The organism is Streptomyces kanamyceticus (genome assembly GCF_008704495.1).
Classification (GTDB): domain Bacteria; phylum Actinomycetota; class Actinomycetes; order Streptomycetales; family Streptomycetaceae; genus Streptomyces; species Streptomyces kanamyceticus.
Genome location: NZ_CP023699.1, coordinates 859066 through 881141 on the forward strand (window position 1 = coordinate 859066; position 22076 = coordinate 881141).

Here is a 22076-nt window from a genome sequence, read left to right on the forward strand (position 1 = left end):
CGCCCTCGCCGCCGTTCCCGTTCCCGCCTCAGCCGGGCACGATCTGCCCCTTCCCCAGCGCGATCACGCCCCCCTTGGACACGGTGTAGAGCTCCTCGTCCCGCTCCGGATTGACCCCGATCGTCGCCCCCGGCGGTACGTCGACGTTCTTGTCGAGCACGGCGCCCCGCACCACCGCGCCGCGCCCCACCCGCACGCTGTCGTGGAGCACGGAGCCCTGCACGACCGCGCCCTCCTCGACGCTGACGCCGGGCGAGAGGACGGAGCGGGTGACCTGGCCGCGGATGACGCAGCCGGGGCTGACGATCGACTCCCCCGCGATGCCGCCCGCGCAGAACTTGGTGGGCGGCAGGCCGCCCGGGTGGGTGTAGATGGGCCAGCGCCGGTTGTCCAGGTTGAAGACGGGGTGGTCGGAGATCAGGTCCATGTGCGCTTCGTAGTACGAGTCGAGGCTGCCGACGTCACGCCAGTAGCCGTGGTCGCGCGGGGTCTCGCCCGGCACGTGGTTCTCGTCGAAGTCGTACACCTGGGCGAGGCCGCGCTCGGTGAGCAGCGGCAGGATGGAACCGCCCATGTCGTGCACGGAGTCCGGGTCCTCGGCGTCCTGCTGGAGGGCGTCGACGAGGGTCTTGGTGGTGAAGAGGTAGTTGCCCATGGAGGCGTAGACCTGGTTCGGGGATCCCGGCAGGCCCGGCGGGTCGGTCGGCTTCTCCAGGAAGCGCTCGACCTTCGTCCCGTCGCGCGCGGGCGTGATGATGCCGAAGGAGGAGGCGTCGGCGCGCGGCACCCTGATCCCCGCGACAGTCACCGCGGCGCCGTTCTCGATGTGCTGCTTGAGCATCTGCCGCGGGTCCATGCGGTAGACGTGGTCGGCGCCGAACACCGCGATGTAGTCGGGCTGTTCGTCGTGGACGAGGTTGAGGGACTGCAGGATGGCGTCGGCGCTGCCCGAGTACCAGCGTGGTCCCAGGCGCTGCTGGGCGGGCACGGGGGTGACGTAGTTGCCCAGCAGGCTGGACATGCGCCAGGTCGTCGTCACGTGGCGGTCCAGGGAGTGCGACTTGTACTGCGTCAGGACGCAGATGCGCAGGATGTCGCCGTTGACGAGGCTGGACAGGACGAAGTCGACGAGGCGGTACGTCCCGCCGAACGTGACGGCGGGTTTGGCGCGGTCGGCGGTGAGCGGCATCAGCCGCTTGCCCTCCCCGCCCGCGAGCACGATTCCCAGCACCGAAGGTCCACCGCGCATCCCGGCCTCCTACTTGTGGGCTAACTGTCGGCGTGCAGGATCTCCTCGTACACCTCGACCGTGCGCCGGGCGATCGCGTCCCAGCCGAACTCCCTGACCACGTGGTAGCGCCCGGCGCCGCCCATCGCCGCGGCCCGCTCCGGGTCGGTGGCGACCCTGTTCAGGAGGAGCGCCAGGTCGTGTTCGAACCCTTCGGGGTCCTTGTGCTCGTAGGGCACGAGCAGCCCCGTGGTGCCGTCCTGGACCACCTCGGGGATGCCGCCGACCCGCGAGGCGACGACGGCGGTGCCGCAGGCCATCGCCTCCAGGTTGACGATGCCGAGTGGTTCGTACACCGAGGGGCAGGCGAACACCGCGGCGTGGGTGAGGAGTTGGACGATGTCGGGGCGCGGCAGCATCTGCGGGATCCACCGCACGCCCGCGCGGGTGCGGCTGAGCTCCTCGAAGAGCGTGCGGAACTCCGCGTCGATCTCCGGGGTGTCGGGCGCTCCCGCGCACAGCACGAGCTGTACGTCACGGTCCAACTGCCGTGCGGCGCGCAGCAGATGGGGGACGCCCTTCTGCCGGGTGATGCGGCCGACGAAGAGCACGTAGGGGCGGCCGGGGTCGATGCCAAGCCGCGCCAGGACGTCCGTGCCGGGGTCGGGCCGGTACAGGTCGGTGTCGATGCCGTTGTGGACGACGCGCACCTTGGCCGGGTCGATGGCCGGATAGCAGGCCAGGATGTCGTCGCGCATGGCGCCCGACACCGCGACGACCCCGTCCGCGGCCTCGGCCGCCGTGCGCTCGGCCCAGCTCGACAGGGCGTAGCCGCCGCCGAGCTGCTCCGCCTTCCAGGGCCGCAGGGGCTCAAGGGAGTGGCAGGTCAGCACGTGCGGGATGCCGTGCAGGAGCTTGCCGACGTGACCGGCGAGATTGGCGTACCAGGTGTGGGAGTGGACGAGGTCGCACCCGGTGAGGGCCGCGGCCATCGAGAGGTCCACGGAGAAGGTGCGCAGCGCGTCGTTGGCGCCGTCGAGCGCGGGCCAGGACTGGTGCCGCCGGACGCCGTCGGCCTCCCCGCCCTCTCCCCAGCAGTGCACATCGACATCGGCGAGGGAGCGTAACTCCCGCGCGAGGAACTCGACATGGACGCCCGCTCCGCCGTAGACATCGGGCGGGTACTCCCGGGTGAGCAGTCCCACTTTCACGTAGAACCCTCCGTCGTCCGCCTGAGGTCGGCCGCGCTCCCCTCATGGTCACCCAGACGACGCCCCGGGGGAAGACCGCTGCGGCGGCCGTTCGAAGCAACAGTCGCCGCACACACCGCCCGTGGGGCACCGGTAGTAGAGGCAACAACTACGGCGCCGGAAGGCGGTGCCTTCGAGCGTGCCCGTGCCGCGCAGTGCGGGGTGGTCGAAGAGCGCGGCGGCGAGGTCGAGCGCCCGCTCCCCCACGTCGGCGCGGCCGGTGCGCGCCGCCCAGGCGTGCAGTTCGCGCACGGCGCCCGCGAGCGCGGAGCCCGCGTTGCCCCACAGCAGCCCGGCGGAGATCCGGTACCGGGCGCGCAGCGCGGCCGACAGCGGCGCCAGGTGTCCGTGCTGCACGACGTCCCTGATGGTGCCGGGGTCGCCGGGCAGGAGGCGCAGTTCCGTCAGCCACAGGTCGTCGGGCGAGGTGCCGTCGGCGTCCCAGCGCAGCAGCGCCGGGTCGAGGTCGGGCACGGCGCCGTACAGGGCGGCGGAGCCCAGCGTCACGGACCACAGGCGGGCCGCGAGCCCGAGCTGGGCCACGGACACCGCGATGCGCTCCTCGGGCGCTCCGAGCCGCCGCCCGACCTTGTCGACGCGGAAGGCGAGGGGATCGCGGCCGGGGCCCTCGGGGGGCTCGGCGCGGGCCGTTCCTACCGGCGGGTAAGGGGGTGTCGGTGCCGCTGCGTACACCTGCGCGAACGGAGCGGTACCCCTGACGATCGGCAGCCCCTCGCGCAGAGCGAAGAAACCGCCGACGGAGCCGAGTTCTGCCAGGTCGATGTGGGTGGTCACGACAGCAGTACAGCAAGTCCCGGCGGGCCCGCGGTCTCCGGGTCCGCCACTTCCGTCCCTAGGGGGTACCCCCTCCAGGGGAGGACTCAGGCCTGGTCGTACTCCATCGGGAGTAGGACCCATTGCCTGCTCAGGTACGACGACGTGAGCCGCTTCGCGAGGCATCGTTGTATGCATGGAAGCCGATCGTTCGTCCCGCCGGGATCACCGCGCGTACCGCACACCGCGGAGCACCTCATGAGTGCCCTCGCGCTGTCCGTGGCGCTCTCCCTCGTCTCCGCCGTGGCGTACGCGGGCGGTGCGATCCTCCAGGAGCGCGTGGCGACGTCCACCCCGGACCGGCGGTACGCACCGCTGCGCCGCGGCATCTGGTGGACCGCCATCGGTCTCAACGGCCTGGGCGCGCTCCTGCACGTGGTGGCCCTCGCCTACGGCCCGCTCAGCCTGGTACAGCCGCTGGGCGCCCTGACCATCGTCTTCGCCCTGCCGATGGCGGCACTCTTCGTACGCCGCAAGGCCGGGGCCACCGCGTGGCGCGGCGCGATCATGGCGACGGTGGGCCTCGCCGGACTGCTCTCCCTCACCTCGACCTCCGGTTCCGGGACCCTGGACGCGGCCGAGCGCATGATGCTCGCGCTCATCACCGGCGGCGGCGTGCTGGCCCTGATGGTGGCCGCGCACGCGGTGCACCGTCACCCGGTGGTGCGCAGCGTGCTGCTCGCCTGCGCGGCCGGTGCGGCGTTCGGCATCGCCTCGGTGTTCACCAAGAGCGTGGCGGTCGACTGGGACCGGGACGTCGCGCTGGTCGAGCAGCTCCCGAGCCTCGGTGTGATCGCGGTGCTCGCGGCGGCCGGTGTGCTGATCTCGCAGGCGTCCTACCGGGGCGCCGGACTCGCGGCGCCGCTGTCGACGGTGACGGTCGTGAACCCGGTCGTCGCCGCGGCCGTCGGTCTCACACTGTTCGGTGAATCCTTCCGCTACGGCACCGCGGGCACGGTCATCGCGCTCGGCTGCGGTGTCGTCGCCGCGGGCGGCCTGATCCTGCTGACCACGGAGCGGCTCGGGGACACCGTCGCGGTGCGGAGCGTGACGGTGGCCGAGGCCCCGGTGACGGCGCCGGAGACCGCGTCCGCGGCCTCGCGGGACGCCGCGCCGACGGCCACCGCGGACACCGTGCCGATGCGGACCGCCGACGCCGGTGAGGGTGCGTCGCAGGACGCTCCCGGCCGGGCCTCCGCGCCCGTTCCGAGGCCGCCGGTGAACCCGCTGCCCGCGCTCCCCGCGCAGCACGCCATGCTCCGGACGCGCCGCGGCACGCTGACCCGGCATCCGCTGCACAAGGGGCAGCGGATCGGGTCCTGACCGGACCCTGCCGGGCGGCGGGACAGCGTCAGATGCGCACGCCCCGTGCCCGCAGGTACGCCAGCGGGTCGATGTCGGAACCGAAGCCGGGCCCCGTCCGCACCTCGAAGTGCAGATGCGGGCCCGTGCTGTTGCCCGTGGAACCGGAGCGTGCGATGCGCTGCCCGGCGCCCACCTTCTGACCGGCCTTCACGGAGAGCGCGGAGAGGTGGCCGTACTGGCTGTACTTGCCGTCCGCGTGCCGTATGACCACCTGGTAGCCGTAACTGCCGCCCCAGCCCGCCGAGACGACCTGGCCCGCGGCGACCGCCTTCACCGAAGTGCCGGTGGTCACGGGGAAGTCGACGCCCGTGTGATAGCCCTTCGACCAGGAGCCGCCCGCCGCGCGGTAGGGCGTGCTGGGAGAGGCGGCCACGGGTGCGAAGGCGGCGGCCGAAGTGGCGGGCCTGGCCTGCTCCTTGTGGTTTTCCTTGGGCTTCTCCCTGTGACTCTCCTTGGGCTTCTCCCTGGCCTTCTCCCGAGCCGCGTCCTTGGCCCGCTCCTTCGCCCGGTCCTCGGCCCGCTCCTTGGCCTTCTCCCGCTCACGTGCCGTGGCGTCGGACGCGGGCCGCTTGCCCTGGCCGCCGCCGTGCACGGAGAGCCGCTGCCCGGGCGTGATCAGGTCGGGGTCGCCGCCGATGACGCGGCGGTTCGTTTCGTACAGCTGCTGCCAGCCGCCCCTGACCCGACGGTCGGTGGCGATCCCCGAGAGGGTGTCGCCGCGCACCACCTTGTACATCTCGGCGCTGCCCGCTGCGGACTGCGGGGTCACCTCCGGCTTGACGTCCCTGACGTCACGCTTCGGCTTCGTCTGCGCCTTCTTCGGCGTGACGGCCGGGGTCACGTCCGCTGTCACGTCCGGGGTGCCGCCGCCGCGCGTCAGGCCCGCCCTGGCCGAGCAGACCGGCCAGGCGCCGGGGCCCTGCGCACCGAGGACCTTCTCGGCGACGGCGATCTGCTGGGCCTTGGTGGCCCGGTCGGCGCGCGAGGCGTAGGCCGTGCCGCCGTACGCCTCCCACGTGGACTGCGTGAACTGCAGCCCGCCGTAAAAGCCGTTGCCGGTGTTGATGCTCCAGTTGCTGGTGGACTCGCAGGCCGCGACCTTGTTCCAGGTGTCGACGTCGGCCGCGCCCGCGGTGCCCGCGACGGTCAGCGGGAGCGCCATGCCCGCACCGCCCGCCGTGACGGTCAGCGACGCGCGGTTGATGCGGTTCGGCTGATACCGGCGGTGCCGACCACGTACGGCCATGGGAGCCCCCTCAGACACACGTCATCACGGATTGCACACCTCGGACACACGACAAGCCCGCAAGCTAGCGGGTCCGCAAAGGGCTGACAAGACCGCGACACGGGACTGGAGTTGAACGTCTCACTGCCTCACGTGGTCCGACAGCCACCGGAGTTGCACTCCCTGCTGGTAGGGGCCGCCGCCCTCGTGATCGTTGAAGGAGTACACCTCCATCGAACGCTCGCTTCCCGCGTACGCGTTGAAGGCGGCGAACACCGTCGAGGGCGGGCACGTCTGGTCCTGCAGCGCCGCGGAGAACAGCGCGGGCACCCGGCCCCGGGCCGCGAAGTGCACGCCGTCGAAGTACGACAAGGTCTGGAAGACCCGCTCCTCGCCGCCCCTGCGCGCCTTCAGATAGAGCCCGATCTCGCTGTACGGGGGCCGGTCGGTGAGGGTGGCCGCGCGCGGGAAGTCGCAGAGGAACGGCACGTCGGGCGCGATGGCGGTGAGGCCGGGGACGAGTCCGGCGACCGCGAGGGTGATGCCGCCGCCCTGGCTCGCGCCGAGCGCGGCGATCCGTGCGGAGTCCACCAGGGGGTGGGCGCGGACCGCGTCGACCGCCCGCACCGCGTCGACGAAGACGCGTCGGTAGTAGTACTCGTGCGGGTCCTCGATGCCGCGGGTCAGATACCCGGGGTGGGCGGGCCCGCTGCCCACCGGATCGGGGGTGTCGCCCTGCGCCGGTCCCCCGCTGCCCTGCCCCCTGGTGTCCATCACGAAGTGCGCGAACCCGGCGGCGGCCCACAGCAGATGCATGTGCGGGAGGCCGCGCCCGCCTCCGTATCCGATGTACTCGACGACGGCGGGCAAGGGTTCGTCGGCCGTGGCCCCCGCGGGCAGAATCAGCCATCCCTTAATGGGGTGCCCGCCGAACCCCGCATACGTCACATCGAACACACGCACACCCGGCAGGGGCAGCCGCACGGGCTCGAACCGTGCGTCAAGGTCGAACTGACGCGCTTCGAGGAGGCTCTTCTCCCAGAAGGCGTCGAAGTCGTCGGGCGCGGTCAACTCGGGCCGGTAGCGGCGCAGTTCATCGAGAGGCAGGTCGAAATGGGGCACGGGCGGCTCCTCCTCGGTACGCGGGCTCGGGCGAACCACGCTACGCCGGGAGCGCGCCGCGGGGCGGGGGCCTGCCCTACCGGCCTCCGCCCGCGCCTGCCCGGCCGTCCCTTCGACGGCCCGGGCACATCGTCAGGAGAGTGGTCCCGGCTGCGGCTCGGGCGTCGGCTCGGGGCCCGGCGGCTGCGGGATCGGCGACGGCTCGGGCGAGGGCAGCGGCTCGGGCCGCGGCACGGGATCCGGGTCGGGGAAGGGCCGGTCCGGGTCGGGCAGCGGCTTCGGCGGCGCGGGATCGGGATACGGATGGGTCATTGCGGTCCTCCAGCCAGTGGTTCAGTCGGCCTCACCCCCGCGTACCCGAGGCCCTCGCTCCCAAGCGTTCCATCATTGGAGCGGGCCTGCGCGGGGCGGGCCTACGCGGGGCGGGCCTACGCGGGGCGGGCCTACGCGGGGCGGGCCTGCGCGGGGCGGGCGCACCGGACAGCGTCCAGGCCCTCATTCGGCTGGGGCCGCGCGATCGAGCCCGGGCGGGCGCACGCGACCGGTCCCGGGCGGGCGGGCGAGCGCGGTCCTCATTCGACCGGACCCGCGCGGAGGCGACCCCGGGCAGGCGAGCGCACGCGACCGATCCGGCTCAACCGAACACACGCGGGAGGGCGTATGCGGGCGGGCGTATGCGGGCGGGCGCACCGGACAGCGTTCCGGTCTCATTCGACCAGGCCCGCGCGGAGGCGAGCCCGAGCAGGCGAGCGCACGCGACCGATCCGGCTCAACCGAACACACACGGGAGGGCGTATGCGGGCAGGCGTATGCGGGCGGGCGCACCGGACAGCGTTCCGGTCTCATTCGACCAGGCCCGCGCGGAGGCGAGCCCGAGCAGGCGAGCGCACGCGGACGAGCACACGCGGGCAGGCACACGCGGACGAGCGCACCGGACCGCCTCCCGGCCCGCGTCCCTGCCCGCGCCACCGGCCGAACCGTCACACCAACCGCGCCGCCGCCGCGAACCCGGGCCCGGGGCTGGACAGCACGGATGCCCCCGCTCCCCCTGCCCCCCGCGCTCCCCTCGCCTCCCGCACGAGATCCTCCGCCACCGCCATAGACGCCTGCGCGAGCACGATCGCGTCGGCGTCGTCGACCGCCGCGACGGCCTGCGCGATCGAACGCGCGTACCCATCAGCATCGCCCGCCCCGAACAGTTCCCAGGCGCCCTCCACCAGGACGGGGCGCACCTCGGCGGCGCGTCCGGCCCGCCGCGCCTCCTCCTCGACGAGTGCCACCGTGGGGCCCAGCGTGGACTCGACCGTGGCAAGGACGACGATCCGGCGCCCCGCGGCGACCGCTTCCGCGGCCATCGGCCGGTCGACGCGCAGCACGGGAACGCCGCCCGCGCCGACGGCCTCGGCGACGCCACCGATGGTGGAGCAGGTGCACAGCACGGCACCCGCCCCGGCCGCCACGGCCTGTTCGAGCGCGGCCCGCACGTCGGGGGCGACCGCGTCCGGGCCCTCCTGCCGCGCGCGTTCGAGAAGCGACTCGTCCACGTAGTGGCGCAGTTCGAGCCCGGGCCGGTGCTCGTCGCGCAAGGCGTCGAAGACCGGCACATGCACCTGCGACGTGTGCAGAAGACCCAGCGTCACCATGCCGACGGATCCGTCCTGACCTTGTCCAGGGCGGCCCTGAGCAGCGCGTCGGACGCGGCGGGCGCCTGGTCGGGGTGGCGCTCGGCCCACTTCACGACGTACGGGCACAGGGGCGCGACCGCGAGACCCTCCCGCTCGGCGAGGGCGTACAGCTCGGCGGCCAGCGCCCCCGCGATGCCCTTGCCCTCGTGCGCGGACGCCACTTCGGTGTGCACCGGCACGAGCGCGGCCTCGGGCGCGTCCAACATGAAGTAGACGATGTGGCCGACGACTTCACCGCCTTCGCGTGCTTCGAGTACACCCCGGGCCCGGTCGTCCTTGATCTCGGTCATCGAACTCTCCTCACACCCTGGGCACCCGCGCCTCGGCGTCCTCGACCTGGGCGTAGCTGATGATGATCACCTTATCGCCGGGGTGCGCGAGGTGCTCGACGGACGCACGCGGCGGCGCTCCGCGCCCGCGCGCGTGAGCGTGCTGCGGGCACACTCGAAATGGGACAGATTTTCCTTGATCACTCAACTTGCCGTTTGAGATGCTCAGCGCCATGCACCAAGTGATCCTGCGCACCGAGCGGCTCCGGCTGACCCCGCTGACCGACGCGCATCTGGAATATCAGCTCGAGCTCGACGCCGACGCGGAGGTGATGCGTCACCTGGGCGGTGCCCGCCACCGCGAGCAGGTGGAGGCGGCGCTCCGGGGGAACCTCGCCGACGCGGACCGCGCCCCGGGCCTCGGGTACTGGGCCGGGTTCGTCGAGGGGGACTTCGCCGGGTACTGGCTGCTGCGGCCGCCGGGTGGCCACGACGAGGAGCCGGCGCCGGGAGAGGGTGAACTCGGGTTCAAGATACTGCGGCGCCTCTGGCGGCAGGGGCTCGGCAGCGAGGGCTCTCGTGAGCTGCTCCGGCACGGGTTCGACGACCTCGGGCTGACCCGGATCTGCGCCATGTCGGCCGCGGCCAACACCGCGTCGCACGCGACGCTCACCGGTCTCGGACTGCGGCACGTCCGTGAATTCCTCACGGACGCCGACGAGTTGCCGCCGGGGTCCGACCTGCGCACCGTCGAGTACGCGATGACTCTGGAGCAGTGGCAGGAAATCCACGTACCCGGCTGACGCCACCGACCGCGCGGCGGGGGCCGGACGACCACATCGTCCGGCCCCCGCCGCCGCGCTCTACGTGCTCAGCCGACGGCGACGGAGCCGCGCAGCCCCTCGCGCAGCACCTCGATCACCTCCGGAGCGCGGGAGCTGATGAAGAAGTGGCCCCCGTCGAACACCTGGAGGCGGAAGTCGCCCGTCGTGTGGGCCCGCCACGCGTCGGCTTCCTCGACCGTCGACTTCGGGTCCTTGTCGCCGATCAGGGCGGTGATCGCGCTGTCGACGGTGCCGTTCTCGGTGCCGTACGTCTCGATGGCCCGGTAGTCGCTGCGGATGGCGGGCAGCACCATCCGCAGGATCTCCTCGTCGCCGAGGACCTGGGTGTCGGTGCCGCTGAGCGCCTTCACATCGGCCATGAGCCCGTCGTCGTCCCGCTGGTGGACCTTCTCCGCGCGGTGCGTCGACGGGGCGCGCCTGCCGGACACGAAGAGGCTCGCGGGCGTGTGGCCGCTGTCCTGGAGCCGCCGCGCGACCTCGTACGCGACGATCGCGCCCATGCTGTGCCCGAAGAACACGACGGGGCGGTCGAAGAGCGGCGCCATCAAGGGGGCTATCCGGTCGGCCAGTTGACCGATGTCGTCCACGAGCGGTTCGTTCCTGCGGTCCTGGCGGCCGGGGTACTGAAGGATCGACACGTCGCTGTCGTTCTGGAGCGCGGCCGATACGGGGAAGTAGAAGCTCGCGGATCCGCCCGCGTGCGGGAAGCACACGAGACGGGCCGGGGCGTCCGGCGCGGGGTGGTAGCGGCGGAGCCAGAGGTCACTGCTGTCGGCAACTGTCATGTCACATCGTCCGTTCTGCGGTCGTTCGTTCTGCTGTCGTTCGTGCGGTGGTCAATCGGTTTGGTCGCTCAGAAGCGTCAGGAATTGCTGCCCCGGCCCGCCCCCAGCCACTCCCGCACCGCGAGCGCGGTCGACTCGGAGTGGTCCTCCATGATCGAGAAGTGGTCACCGGGGACGTCGGCGTCGTCGTGCGGGTAGGGCCACTCCGGCTGCCAGTCGTCCTCGGTCTCGCGTACGGCCGACTCCCCCGGCGGGAAGGTGGCGTGCACGTAGAGCGTCGGCGCCTCGACCGGGCCGGGCTCCCAGTCCTCGAAGACGCGGACGTAGCCGCCCTGGCCGGTGAGTTGCGCGCCGGTCAGCAGCTCGGACGCCTCGCTGGTGGAACCGCGTTCGCGCAGGGCCGCCTCGAGCCGGTCCTCGAAGGAGTTCGTCGCGGTGTAGGTGTCGACGAGCACCACCGCGGCCGGTCCGGTGCCCTGCCGTTCGAGCTCGGCGGCGACCGCGTTGACCAGCCAGCCGCCCGAGGAGTAGCCGAGCAGCGCGAACGGCCGGTCGCCCGCCTCGCGTCGGACGGCCTCGACCTGGAAGCGGACGATCGCCTCGCGGCTCGCGGGCAGCGGCTCCCCCGGCGCGAAGCCGGGGTGGGGCAGTACGGTCACGTCCCGCTCGCCCGCGAAGGCGGGGGCGAACCGGCTGAAGTAGTGCGGCCCGGACGGCGCCATCGGCGGCGGGAAGCACAGCAGCGGGATGCCAGGTCCTGTCGCCAGCGTGACCGCGGGCAGGGTGGGTGCCTCCTCCTGCGTCTCGAACACCGGCCGCACCAGCGCGGCCGCCATCACCAGCTGCCACCCCTCCTCGTACAGGCCGAGGTCGATCGCCTGCCGGTACAGGCCGTTGAGCGTGTCCTCGACCGCCAGGGTCGCGGGCGCGGCGTCCGTGCCGCCGCCCGCCTCCCCCACGGCGAGACGGCTCCTCAGGTACGCGGCGAGCGCCGGTCCCGTCGGCTGGTCGAACACGACGGTGCTGGGCAGGCGCAGACCGGTCGCGCCCGCGAGCTGGTTGCGCAGTTGCAGCGCGGTCAGGGAGTCGAGGCCGAGCTGGGTCAGGGCGCCGGACACGTCGAGCTCGTCCGGCTCGTAGCCGAGCACGGCCGCCGTCCGGTCCCTGACGAGTACGAGCAGTTCACGCTCCTGCTCCTGCTCGGTCAGACCGGCGAGGCGCCGCGCCAGCGGCTCCGTACCGGTCTCGGCCGCCGCCCTGGTGGCGCGGGCGCGCACCAGGCCCCGCAGCAGCGGGGGCACCTCGTCGGGCCCGCCGCGCAGGGCGCTCAGGCCGAGGCGCATCGGCACCACGACCGCGTCGTCGGTCGCGCAGCCGAGGTCGAACAGGGCGAGGCCCTGCTCCTGGGTGAGGCCCGCGACGCCGGAGCGGGACAGGCGTGCCACGTCGGACTCCGCCATGTCGCCGGTCATCGCGCTCGCCGACTCCCACAGGCCCCACGCCAGTGACGTGGCGGGGAGCCCGGCCGCCCTGCGCCGGTGGGCGAGCGCGTCGAGGAACGCGTTGGCCGCCGCGTAGTTGGCCTGGCCGGGGCCGCCGAGGATGCCCGAGGCGGAGGAGAAGACGACGAACGCGGACAGGTCCGCGTCACGGGTCAGCTCGTGCAGGTTCCAGGCCGCGTCGACCTTCGGCCGGAACACGGTGTCGATCCGCTCCGGCGTCAGCGAGCCGAGTACGCCGTCGTCGAGGACGCCCGCCGAGTGCACCACGCCGGTCAGCGGGTGGTCGGCGGGCACCGCGGCGAGCAGCTCGGCGAGCGCGGCGCGGTCGGTCACGTCGCAGGCGGCGAGCGTGACGTCGGCGCCGAGACCGGTGAGTTCGGCACGGAGCGCGTCGGCTCCGGGCGCGGCGGCGCCGCTGCGGCTGGCGAGGACGAGGTGCCGTACGCCGTACTCGGCCACGAGGTGCCGGGTGACGAGGCCGCCGATCATCCCGGTGGCGCCGGTCACGAGGACCGTGCCGCCGGGCGCGAACGCGAGCGAGGGCTGAGGGGACTCCGGGGACTGAGGTGCGGACGGTGCGGGCCGTGCCAGGCGCGGCACCAGCTGGTCACCGGCGCGCACCGCCGACTGGGGTTCGGCACCGGCCTGGGCGCCGTCGAGGACGGCGGGCAGCGCCGCCCAGGACGCGTCGTGCCCGTCCACGTCGACCAGGGCGAGCCGGTCGGGGTTCTCTGACTGGGCGGACCTGATCAGGCCCCACACCGTCGCGGCGGCGAGGTCGGACACGTCCTCGTCAGGGCCGGTGGCGACGGCCCCGCGGGTCACGAAGACGAGGCGGGAGCCGAGGAACCGGTCGTCTGCCAGCCACTCCTGGGCCAGCGACAGCGCGTGCAGAGCGGTGGCGCGGGCGGCGGCGACCGGCTCCGTGCCGTCGTCTGCGCACGGCACGAGGACCACGTCGGGCACTCCGACCGCTGCGAGCGCCGCGAGGTCGCGGTGCTCGGCGACGGTGACGCCGGACGCGGCGAGTCCCGCGCCCGCCTTCAGGTCGTCAGGACCGACGACCGCCCAACCGCGGGCGGGAGCAGGGGTGGCCGCACGGGTCGGTGCGGCCACCCACTCCAGCCGGAACAGCGCGTCGCGGTGGCGTGCACCCCACTGGTCCGCGGCGATCGGCCGCAGGACGAGGGATGCGACCGTCGCCAGGGGATTCCCCCGCGCGTCGGCCAGTTCGAGGGCGACGGCGTCGGGTCCGGCCTGCGTGAGGCGGACCCGCGCCGTCGTGGCACCGGTGGCGTGCCACCGGATGCCGCTCCAGGAGAACGGCAGCCTGGGCCGTCCCGCGTCCTCGACGAGTCCGCCGAGCATGCAGGCGTGCAGCGCGGCGTCCAGGAGCGCGGGGTGGACGCCGAACGAAGCGGCGTCCTTGTGCTGGTCCTCGCCGAGTGCCAGCTCGGCGTACACGGCGTCGTCGCCGCGCCACGCCGCGCGCAGGCCCTGGAAGGCGGGTCCGTAGACGAACCCGGCCTCCTCCAAGCCGTCGTAGAAGCCGTCGACGTCGATGGGTTCGGCCTCGGCGGGCGGCCACTGGGTCAACGATGCCGGGGCCGCGGGCGCTCCGGTGGTCAGGAAGCCGGTGGCGTGCCGGGTCCAGTCGCCGTCGGCGTCCTGGCCGTCCGGCCGTGAGTCGATGGTCAGCGTCCGGCGGCCGGAACCGTCGTCCCCGCCGACCGTCACCCGCAGGCGTACGCCGCCGTGTTCGGGCAGCAGCAGCGGCGCGGCGAGCGTCAGCTCCTCCACCTCGTCGAGGCCGATCCTGTCGCCCGCGGCGAGCGCGATCTCCGCGAAGGCCGTGCCGGGCAGCAGGACCGTCTGCCCGACGGCGTGCTCCGCGAGCCACGGGTGGGTGTCGGTGCCGAGCCTGCCGGTGCACAACAGGCCCTGCTCGTCGGCGAGTTCCACGGCGGCGCCGAGCAGCGGGTGGCCCGCGGCCGCGAGGCCGAGACCCCCGGCCGCTTCGTCGAAGCTCAGGTCGCGGGGAGCGTCCAGCCAGTAGCGCTTGTGCTGGAAGGGGTACGTCGGCAGGTCGACATGTCGTCCGGCGGGCACCAGGGCGCGCCAGTCGAAGGGCAGACCCTCGACGTACGCCTCGGCGGCGGAGACCAGGAACCGGTCGAGACCGCCGTCGTCCCTGCGCAACGTGCCCACCACGGCCGCGTCGCCGTCATGCGCCTCCAGCGTCTCGCGCACGCCGAACACCAGGACCGGGTGGGGGCTGCATTCGATGAACGTGCTGACGCCGTGCTCAAGGAGGCCACGGGTGGCGTCCTCGAAGCGGACGGTGTGCCGCAGGTTCTGGTACCAGTACTCGGCACCGACCTCGGTCCCGGTCAGCCACTCCCCCGTGACGGTGGAGAGCATCGGCACTGCGGCGGCGCGGGGTTCGATTCCGGCCAGCACACTCGCCAAGGTCTCCTCGATGCGCTCGACATGGGGCGAGTGGGAGGCGTAGTCGACAGGCACCCGACGGGCCCGTACGTCATCGGCGGCACAGGACTCCATCAGCTCATCCAGAGCATCCGCGTCACCGGCCACGACCACCGAACCGGGACCGTTCACCGCCGCGACGGAAATCCGGCCCTCCCAGCGCGCGATCCGCTCACGCGCCACCTCGACCGTCACCGCCAACGACACCATCCCGCCCTGACCCGACAGAGCCAGAATCGCCTGACTGCGCAACGCCACAACCCGCGCCGCATCCTCCAGCGACAGCGCGCCCGCCACATGCGCGGCAGCGATCTCACCCTGACTGTGACCCACCACGGCATCCGGCTCGACACCATACGACCGCCACAACCCGGCCAGCGACACCATCACCGCGAACAACACCGGCTGCACAACATCCACGCGCTCCAACGCCTCAGCATCAGACAGCACATCCCACAACGACCAGTCCACATGCGGAGCCAACGCCTCCGCACAGGCATCCATGGAAGCCCGGAACTCCGGCGACGACTCCGCCAGCGCCACCCCCATCTCCAGCCACTGCGAACCCTGACCCGGGAACACGAACGCGACCTTGCCCGCAGGACGCGCCACACCCACCGCCACACGCGCCGACTCAACACCCTGCGCCACCGCAGCCAACGCATCCACACCACCCGCCACCACCACAGCCCGGTGATCAAACACCGACCGCGACAACAGCGCATCCGCCACACCCACAGACCCGAATTCGCCGACCAGCGGAGCGAGTTGCGCCGCATGCGCACGCAATGCGGCTTCCGTGCGGGCGGACAGCAGCAGCGGAACCGGCCCGGACACCGACGGCTCCTCGGCCGCTACCTCATCGGGTGCCTGCTCAAGGACCACGTGTGCGTTGGTGCCGCTCACGCCGAACGAGGACACACCCGCGCGCGACGGGCGTCCCGTCTTCGGCCACGGGCGGGCCTCCGTCAGGACGTCCACGGCGCCCGCCGACCAGTCCACGTGCGGGGAGCGCTCGGAGACGTGCAGGGTCGACGGCAGCACGCCGTGCCGCATCGCCATCACCATCTTGATCACGCCGCCGACACCGGCCGCGGCCTGGGTGTGGCCGACGTTCGACTTCAGCGAACCGAGCCACAGCGGCTCGCCGGTGCGGTCCTGGCCGTAGGTGGCGAGCAGGGCCTGCGCCTCGATGGGGTCGCCGAGGGTGGTGCCGGTGCCGTGCGCCTCGACCACGTCCACGTCGGACGTGGTCAGCCCCGCGCTCGCCAGGGCCTGGCGGATGACGCGCTGCTGGGAGGGGCCGTTGGGCGCGGTCAGGCCGTTGGACGCGCCGTCCTGGTTGACCGCCGATCCCCGCATGACCGCGAGGACGCGGTGGCCGTTGCGCTGCGCGTCGGAGAGCCGCTCCAGTACGAGCATGCCGACGCCCTCGCCCCAGCCGGTGCCGTCGGCCTCGGCGGAGAAGGCCTTGCAGCGGCCGTCGGGGGCCAGGCCGCGCTGCCTGCTGAACTCCACGAACGTCGCCGGGCTCGACATCACCGTCACACCGCCCGCGAGCGCGAGCGAGCACTCGCCCGTGCGCAGCGCCTGCGCGGCGAGGTGCATCGCCACGAGCGACGAGGAGCACGCGGTGTCCACGGTCATCGCGGGGCCTTCGAGGCCGAACACGTACGAGACGCGGCCGGAGGCGACGCTGCCCGAGCTGCCGAGACCGAGCTGTCCCTCGAAGCCCTCCGGGGAGCGGCTGAGCCGGGAGGCGTAGTCGTTGTACATCACGCCCGCGAACACGCCGGTGGCGCTGCCCCGCAGGGACTTCGGGTCGATGCCCGCCCGCTCGACGGCCTCCCACGACGTTTCGAGGAGGAGGCGCTGCTGCGGGTCGACCGCCAGGGCCTCGCGCGGCGACATGCCGAAGAACACCGGGTCGAAATCGGCGGCGTCGTAGAGGAAGCCACCCTGCCGGACGCTGCTGGTGCCGAGCTTCTCGGGGTCGGGGTTGTAGAGCCCTTCCACGTTCCAGCCCCGGTTGTCCGGGAAGTCGGACACCGCGTCGCGGCCGTCGGCGACCAGGTGCCACAGGTCTTCCGGCGAGTTCACGCCGCCGGGGTAGCGGCAGCCCATGCCGACGATGGCGATCGGCTCGTCGTCGGCGGCGGCCGTGCGGAGGGTCACCGCGCCGGCCTCTTCGCCGCCGAGCAGCGTGGTGTGCAGGTGGTCGGCGAGGACCAGCGGGGTCGGGTAGTCGAAGACCAGCGTCGCGGGCAGTCGCAGCCCTGTGGCCGCGTCGAGCCTGTTGCGCAGTTCGACCGCGGTGAGCGAGTCGAAGCCGAGCTCGCCGAAGGCCCGCTCCGGTTCCACCTCGGCGGCGGAGGCGTGGCCGAGCACGGCGGCGACGGCGGTGCGGACGACGTCGAGCAGGGCGGGCAGGCGCTCGTCCGCGGGCAGCGCCGCGATCCGTGCCGCGAGTCCGCCCTCGGCCTTGGCGGCTTCGGGGCGTGCCGTGCGCACGAGGGCGCGCAGCAGCGGGGGCACGGTCTCGGGGCGCGCCCGCAGCGGCGCCAGGTCGAGCCGCATGGGCACTGCCACGGCGCAGGGGAGCGCGAGGGCGGCGTCGAAGAGGCGCAGGCCCTCCTCGGCCGAGAGTGCGGCGACCCCGGCCCTGGTGAGGCGGCCGCGGTCGGCCTCCGCGAGGTCGCCCGTCATGCCGCTGTCGTCCGCCCACAGGCCCCAGGCGAGCGAGGTCGCGGGCAGGCCCTGGGCGCGGCGGTGCTGGGCGAGCGCGTCGAGGTAGGCGTTGGCGGCCGCGTAGTTGCCCTGGCCGGGGTTGCCGAAGGTGCCCGCGGCCGAGGAGAACACCACGAACGCGGACAGGTCGAGGTCGCGGGTGAGCTCGTGCAGGTTGCGGGCCGCGTCGACCTTCGGGCGGAACACGGTGTCGATCCGCTCGGGGGTCAGCGACTCGATGACGCCGTCGTCCAGGACGCCCGCCGCGTGCACGACGGCCGTGACCGGGTGGGCGGCGAGGAGTTCCGCCACCGCGTCGCGGTCACCGACGTCGCAGGCGACCGCGGTGACCGCCGCGCCCAGTTCGGTCAACTCGTCGTGCAGCGCGCCGACTTGGCCGCGCCTGCTGGCCAGGACCAGGTTGCGCACGCCGTGTCGTACGACGAGGTGTCGCGCGACCAGACCGCCGAGCGTGCCGCTCGCGCCTGTCACCAGTACGGCGCCGTCGCCGAAGCCCGCGCCTTCCGGCTGCTCCGGGCGGGCCCGCACCAGCCGCGGCGCGCGCAATTCACCCGCGCGCAGGGCCAGTTGGGGCTCGCCGGTCTCGACGGCGGCGGGGAGTGCGGTGAACTCGGCCGTCGGCTGGTCGGCGTCGACGAGGACGAACCGGCCGGGGTGTTCGCCCTGCGCGGCGCGGACCAGGCCCCACACGGGCGCGCCGGTCAGGTCGGTGACGTCCTCGTCGGGGCCTGTGGCCACGGCGCCCGCGGTGACGAACACAAGGCGCGCCGAGCCGAACCGCTCGTCGGCGAGCCAGCTCTGCACCAGGGCGAGCGCCCAGTGCGTCGCCTTCGCGGGGTCGGTGTCGGTGGGGACGGGGGCGAGCACGAGGTCCGGGATCCGGTCCTCGGCCGCCAGCGTGGTCAAGTCCGCGTAGGAGCGCACCTGTTCGCCGGCGTCGGGGCTGTCTCCGAGGACCGCCCAGTCGGCCGTGGTGGCCGGGGCGGGCCGTACCCGCGCCCAGTCGACGCGGAACAGCGAGTCGAGACGGTCGCCGCTCAGCGCCTCCGCCGCCAGGGGCCGCAGGGACAGGGTGTCGACGGTGGCGACGGGTGCGCCCGTGCCGTCGCTCAGGGCGAGTGCGACGCCCGAGGTGCCCGCCGGGGAGAGCCGTCCGCGCAGCACGGTCGCGCCGCCGCTGTGCAGGCTCACACCTCGCCAGGAGTACGGCAGGTGCAGCCGCTCCGTGTCGGCGACGAAGTCGCCGAGCCCGATGGCGTGCAGCGCGGAGTCGAGGAGCGCGGGGTGCAGCGCGAAGGAGGGCGCGCCCGCCGTGGTGTCCTGCTCGGGCAGCGCCACCTCGACGAACACCTCGTCGCCGCGGCGCCAGGCCGCGCGCAGGCCGCGGAAGGCGGGTCCGTAGCCGAGTCCGCCCGCGGCGAGTTCGTCGTAGCGGCCCTCGATGTCGACCGGCTCGGCGCCCGCGGGCGGCCACGCCTCCCCCGGGGTGACCGGAGTGACCGGGGCGCCCGGGGTGTTCTCAGCCGTCGCCAGCGTGCCGAAGGCGTGCCGCGTCCACGGCTCGTCGTCGGACGCGTCACCATCGGGTGCGTCGTCGGCGCGCGCGTAGCAGTTCAGCGTCCTGCGGCCCGACTCGTCGGGGGCCCCGACGGACACCTGGAGCCGCACCGCGCCGTCCTCCGGCAGGACCAGCGGCGCCGCGAGGGTCAGCTCCTCGACGTGGTCGAGTCCTACCTGGTCACCCGCCCTGACGGCGAGTTCGAGGAAGGCGGCACCGGGCACGAGGACCACACCGCCGACGGTGTGGTCGGCCAGCCACGGGTGGGTGTCGAGGGCGAGCCGCCCGGTGAGCAGGGCGCCCTCCTCGTCGGCGAGGGTGACCACGGCGCCGAGCAGCGGGTGGTCGGCGGAGCGCAGCCCGGCCGAGGTGACGTCCGTGGCGTACGCGCCCGTGTCCAGCCAGTACCTGCTGCGCTGGAACGGGTACGTGGGCAGGTCGACGCGCCGGGCGCCGCGGCCCGCGAACACGGCGCGCCAGTCGAGGGCGACGCCCCGCGTGTGCAGGGCGGCGACGGCCGAGGTGAGCGCGGTGCCCTCGGGGCGGTTCGCGCGCGCCGCGGCCACCAGGAACGCGGCGTCGTCGACGCAGTCGCGGCCCGCCGCGGTGAGCACGGCGTCGGGGCCGAGCTCCAGGAAGTTCGTGACGCCCTGCTCGCGCAGGCACCGCACGCCGTCCAGGAACCGCACGGCTTCGCGTACGTGACGTACCCAGTGCTCCGGGTCGCGCGCCTGCTCCCGGGAGAGCACGGCGCCGGTCAGCGTGGACACGACGGGGATCTTCGGCGTGCCGTAGGTGAGGGTGCGGGCGACGGCGCGGAAGTCCGCGAGGACGGCGTCCACGTGCGGGGAGTGGAAGGCGTGGCTGACCTTCAGGTAGCGGGTCTTGCCGCCCTGTTCCCGCCAGGCGGCGTCGAGGGCGGCGACCGCGTCGGCGTCGCCCGCGACCACCGTGGACTCGGGGCCGTTGACCGCCGCGACGTCCACCGTGCCGCTGTGCTCGGCGATCAGGCGGCGCACGGTGTCCTCGTCCGCGCGCAGCGACAGCATCGTGCCGCCTTCGGGCAGTGCCCCCATGAGCCTGCCGCGGGCGGCGACGAGCGCGCAGGCGTCGGCGAGGGTGAAGACGCCCGACACGTGGGCGGCGGCCAGTTCGCCGATGGAGTGGCCCGCGAGGAACTGCGGGGTGAGTCCCCACGCCGTGACGAGGCGGTAGAGCGCCACCTCGATCGCGAACAGCGCGGGCTGCGTGTAGGTGGTGAGGTCGAGCAGGGCGGCGGCCTCGGTGTCCGGCTCGGCGAAGAGCACGTCCCGCAGCGGCCGGTCCAGGTGCGGGTCCAGGTGTGCGCAGACCTCGTCCAGGGCCCGCGCGAACTCCGGGAACTCCCCGTACAGTTCGCGCCCCATGCCGACGCGCTGGCTGCCCTGTCCGCTGAACAGGAAGGCGAGCTTGCCGCGGCTGCCCACCGTGCCGCGCACCAGGTTCGGTGCCTCGCCGCCGGTGGCCAGGGCCTTGAGGCCGCTCAGCAGTTCCGCGCGGTCCGCGCCGACGACGGCGGCCCGGTGTTCGAGCGCGGTCCGGGTCAGGGCGAGCGCGTGGCCGATGTCCACGGCCGACGCGTCGCGCGCCGCGGCCTTGCCGCCCTGCCCGTCCACGTGGGACAGGAGGGCGGCGGCGCGCTCGCGCAGTGCGGCGGGGTCGTTGCCGGACAGGACCCACGGCACCGCGTCGGCGAGGACGGGGGCGACGGGCTCGCCGTCGATGACCTCGGTGTCATCGTCGTCGGCCTCGTCCGCCGGGGCCTGTTCGAGGACGACGTGGGCGTTGGTGCCGCTGATGCCGAACGACGACACCGCCGTCCTGCGCGGCCGTCCCGTCTCCGGCCAGGGCCGCGCCTCGTCGAGGAGTTCCACGGCGCCCGCGGCCCAGTCGACGTGCCGGGAGCGCTCGTCGACGTGCAGGGTCGGCGGCAGCACGCCGTGCCGCATCGCCATGACCATCTTGATGACGCCCGCGGCGCCGGCGGCGGCCTGGGTGTGGCCGATGTTGGACTTCACCGAGCCCAGCCACAGCGGCTCGCCGGCGCGGTCCTTGCCGTAGGTGGCGAGCAGGGCCTGCGCCTCGATGGGGTCACCGAGGGTGGTGCCCGTGCCGTGCGCCTCGACCAGGTCGACCTCGTCCGTGGTCAGTCCCGCGCTCTCCAGGGCCTGGCGGATCACGCGCTGCTGCGAGGGGCCGTTGGGCGCGGTCAGGCCGTTGGACGCGCCGTCCTGGTTCACGGCGGAGCCGCGCAGGACCGCGAGGACCTGGTGGCCGTTGCGGCGGGCGTCGGAGAGCCGCTCCAGGAGCAGCATGCCCGCGCCCTCGCCCCAGCCGGTGCCGTCGGCGCTGTCTGCGAAGGACTTGCACCGGCCGTCCGCGGCGAGGCCGCGCTGCTTGCTGAAGCCGATGAACGTGTCCGGGGTCGCCATCACGGTGACGCCGCCCGCGAGGGCGAGCCCGCACTCGCCCGAGCGCAGTGCCTGGGCCGCCAGGTGCAGCGTGACCAGGGACGACGAGCAGGCCGTGTCGACGGTGACGGCGGGTCCCTCGAGGGCGAACGTGTACGACACGCGCCCGGAGGCGACGCTGCCGAAGCTTCCCGTACCGAGGAAGCCCTCGACGCCCTCGGGCACGGACCGCAGCCGTGACGTGTAGTCGTGGTACATGACGCCCGCGAACACGCCCGTCCTGCTGCCGCGCAGGGACGCCGCGTCGATCCCGGCCCGCTCGAACGCCTCCCAGGAGGTCTCCAGGAGGAGGCGCTGCTGCGGGTCCATGGCCAGGGCCTCGCGCGGCGATATCCCGAACAGGCCCGGGTCGAACTCGGCGGCGTCGTGCAGGAAGCCGCCTTCGGTGCGGAAGACCCGGTCGGGGTCCTCCGGGTCGGCCAGGGCGACATCGCCCCAGCCTCGGTCCGTGGGGAACGGCGTGACGCCGTCGCGGCCGCCCGCGACCAGGTCCCACAGCTCCTCGGGGGAGTTGACGCCGCCGGGGTAGCGGCAGCTCATGCCGATGATCGCGACCGGCTCCTGCTCGCCCTCCTCGACCTCGCGCAACCGCTGGCGGGTCTCGCGCAGGTCAGCGGTGACCCGCTTGAGGAAGTACCGCAGCTTGTCTTCGTTTTCCATGCC

The 22076-nt window shown here is 73.6% G+C and carries 12 protein-coding genes and 1 pseudogene; 2 read left to right on the forward strand and 11 right to left on the reverse strand.

Annotated features, from left to right (window positions below; translation table 11 throughout):
* Window positions 1-28 precede the first annotated feature (28 nt).
* From glgC to CP970_RS03265, 3 genes are read right to left on the reverse strand one after another with little or no spacing between them, the layout of a single operon-like run.
* Window positions 29-1249 (reverse strand): glucose-1-phosphate adenylyltransferase, encoded by a 1221-nt coding sequence (gene glgC, locus CP970_RS03255; protein WP_055547066.1) that lies wholly within the window; start codon window positions 1247-1249, stop codon window positions 29-31.
* Between the two features lie 20 nt (window positions 1250-1269).
* Entirely contained in the window at window positions 1270-2439 is a 1170-nt protein-coding gene (glgA, locus tag CP970_RS03260) for a glycogen synthase (protein ID WP_055547068.1), read from the reverse strand.
* Window positions 2440-2487: 48 nt separating this feature from the next.
* On the reverse strand, window positions 2488-3273 hold the full coding sequence (locus CP970_RS03265; protein WP_063806076.1) for a ferric iron reductase: 786 nt from the start codon (window positions 3271-3273) through the stop codon (window positions 2488-2490).
* A gap of 237 nt (window positions 3274-3510) precedes the next feature.
* Between CP970_RS03265 and CP970_RS03270 the strand changes: the two genes are divergently transcribed.
* On the forward strand, window positions 3511-4635 hold the full coding sequence (locus tag CP970_RS03270) for a DMT family transporter (protein WP_224058194.1): 1125 nt from the start codon (window positions 3511-3513) through the stop codon (window positions 4633-4635).
* A 28-nt stretch (window positions 4636-4663) separates the two neighbouring features.
* Here CP970_RS03270 and CP970_RS03275 read toward each other — a convergent pair whose 3' ends face one another.
* The 6 genes and pseudogenes from CP970_RS03275 to CP970_RS03300 all read right to left on the reverse strand — a co-directional run.
* Window positions 4664-5923 carry a transglycosylase family protein gene (locus tag CP970_RS03275; RefSeq protein WP_055547070.1) on the reverse strand — a complete coding sequence of 420 codons (1260 nt, stop codon included), beginning with the start codon at window positions 5921-5923 and terminating at the stop codon, window positions 4664-4666.
* Window positions 5924-6043: 120 nt separating this feature from the next.
* On the reverse strand, window positions 6044-7024 hold the full coding sequence (locus CP970_RS03280) for an acetylxylan esterase (protein WP_055547072.1): 981 nt from the start codon (window positions 7022-7024) through the stop codon (window positions 6044-6046).
* A 132-nt stretch (window positions 7025-7156) separates the two neighbouring features.
* Complete coding sequence (locus tag CP970_RS03285; protein WP_055547074.1) at window positions 7157-7336, reverse strand: hypothetical protein; 180 nt, start codon at window positions 7334-7336, stop codon at window positions 7157-7159.
* Between the two features lie 668 nt (window positions 7337-8004).
* On the reverse strand, window positions 8005-8667 hold the full coding sequence (locus tag CP970_RS03290; RefSeq protein ID WP_055547076.1) for an aspartate/glutamate racemase family protein: 663 nt from the start codon (window positions 8665-8667) through the stop codon (window positions 8005-8007).
* Complete coding sequence (locus CP970_RS03295; RefSeq protein ID WP_055547078.1) at window positions 8661-8999, reverse strand: GNAT family N-acetyltransferase; 339 nt, start codon at window positions 8997-8999, stop codon at window positions 8661-8663. Before CP970_RS03295 ends, CP970_RS03290 begins: the two co-directional genes overlap by 7 nt.
* Before the next feature lie 13 nt (window positions 9000-9012).
* A pseudogene (locus CP970_RS03300) lies at window positions 9013-9093 on the reverse strand (aspartate 1-decarboxylase); the annotation flags it as partial.
* Window positions 9094-9211: 118 nt separating this feature from the next.
* Between CP970_RS03300 and CP970_RS03305 the strand changes: the two are divergent.
* Window positions 9212-9781, forward strand: coding sequence for a GNAT family N-acetyltransferase (locus tag CP970_RS03305; protein WP_055547088.1), 570 nt, complete (start codon window positions 9212-9214; stop codon window positions 9779-9781).
* A gap of 68 nt (window positions 9782-9849) precedes the next feature.
* On the opposite strand, the gene CP970_RS03310 is transcribed toward CP970_RS03305, so the two are convergent.
* Both CP970_RS03310 and CP970_RS03315 read right to left on the reverse strand, forming a co-directional pair.
* Complete coding sequence (locus tag CP970_RS03310) at window positions 9850-10608, reverse strand: thioesterase II family protein (RefSeq protein ID WP_055547080.1); 759 nt, start codon at window positions 10606-10608, stop codon at window positions 9850-9852.
* A 77-nt stretch (window positions 10609-10685) separates the two neighbouring features.
* Window positions 10686-22073, reverse strand: a complete 11388-nt coding sequence (locus tag CP970_RS03315) for a type I polyketide synthase (protein ID WP_150492929.1) — start codon at window positions 22071-22073, stop codon at window positions 10686-10688.
* Between the last annotated feature and the right edge of the window lie 3 nt (window positions 22074-22076).

Bases quoted from the DNA above. Each gene is read 5' to 3' on its own strand.
- CP970_RS03270 (WP_224058194.1), top strand. From the start codon at position 3,511: ATGAGTGCCCTCGCGCTGTCCGTGGCGCTCTCCCTCGTCTCCGCCGTG.
- CP970_RS03315 (WP_150492929.1), bottom strand. From the start codon at position 22,073: ATGGAAAACGAAGACAAGCTGCGGTACTTCCTCAAGCGGGTCACCGCT.
- CP970_RS03290 (WP_055547076.1), bottom strand. From the start codon at position 8,667: ATGGTGACGCTGGGTCTTCTGCACACGTCGCAGGTGCATGTGCCGGTC.
- CP970_RS03295 (WP_055547078.1), bottom strand. From the start codon at position 8,999: ATGACCGAGATCAAGGACGACCGGGCCCGGGGTGTACTCGAAGCACGC.
- glgC (WP_055547066.1), bottom strand. From the start codon at position 1,249: ATGCGCGGTGGACCTTCGGTGCTGGGAATCGTGCTCGCGGGCGGGGAG.
- CP970_RS03285 (WP_055547074.1), bottom strand. From the start codon at position 7,336: ATGACCCATCCGTATCCCGATCCCGCGCCGCCGAAGCCGCTGCCCGAC.
- CP970_RS03275 (WP_055547070.1), bottom strand. From the start codon at position 5,923: ATGGCCGTACGTGGTCGGCACCGCCGGTATCAGCCGAACCGCATCAAC.
- CP970_RS03305 (WP_055547088.1), top strand. From the start codon at position 9,212: ATGCACCAAGTGATCCTGCGCACCGAGCGGCTCCGGCTGACCCCGCTG.
- CP970_RS03310 (WP_055547080.1), bottom strand. From the start codon at position 10,608: ATGACAGTTGCCGACAGCAGTGACCTCTGGCTCCGCCGCTACCACCCC.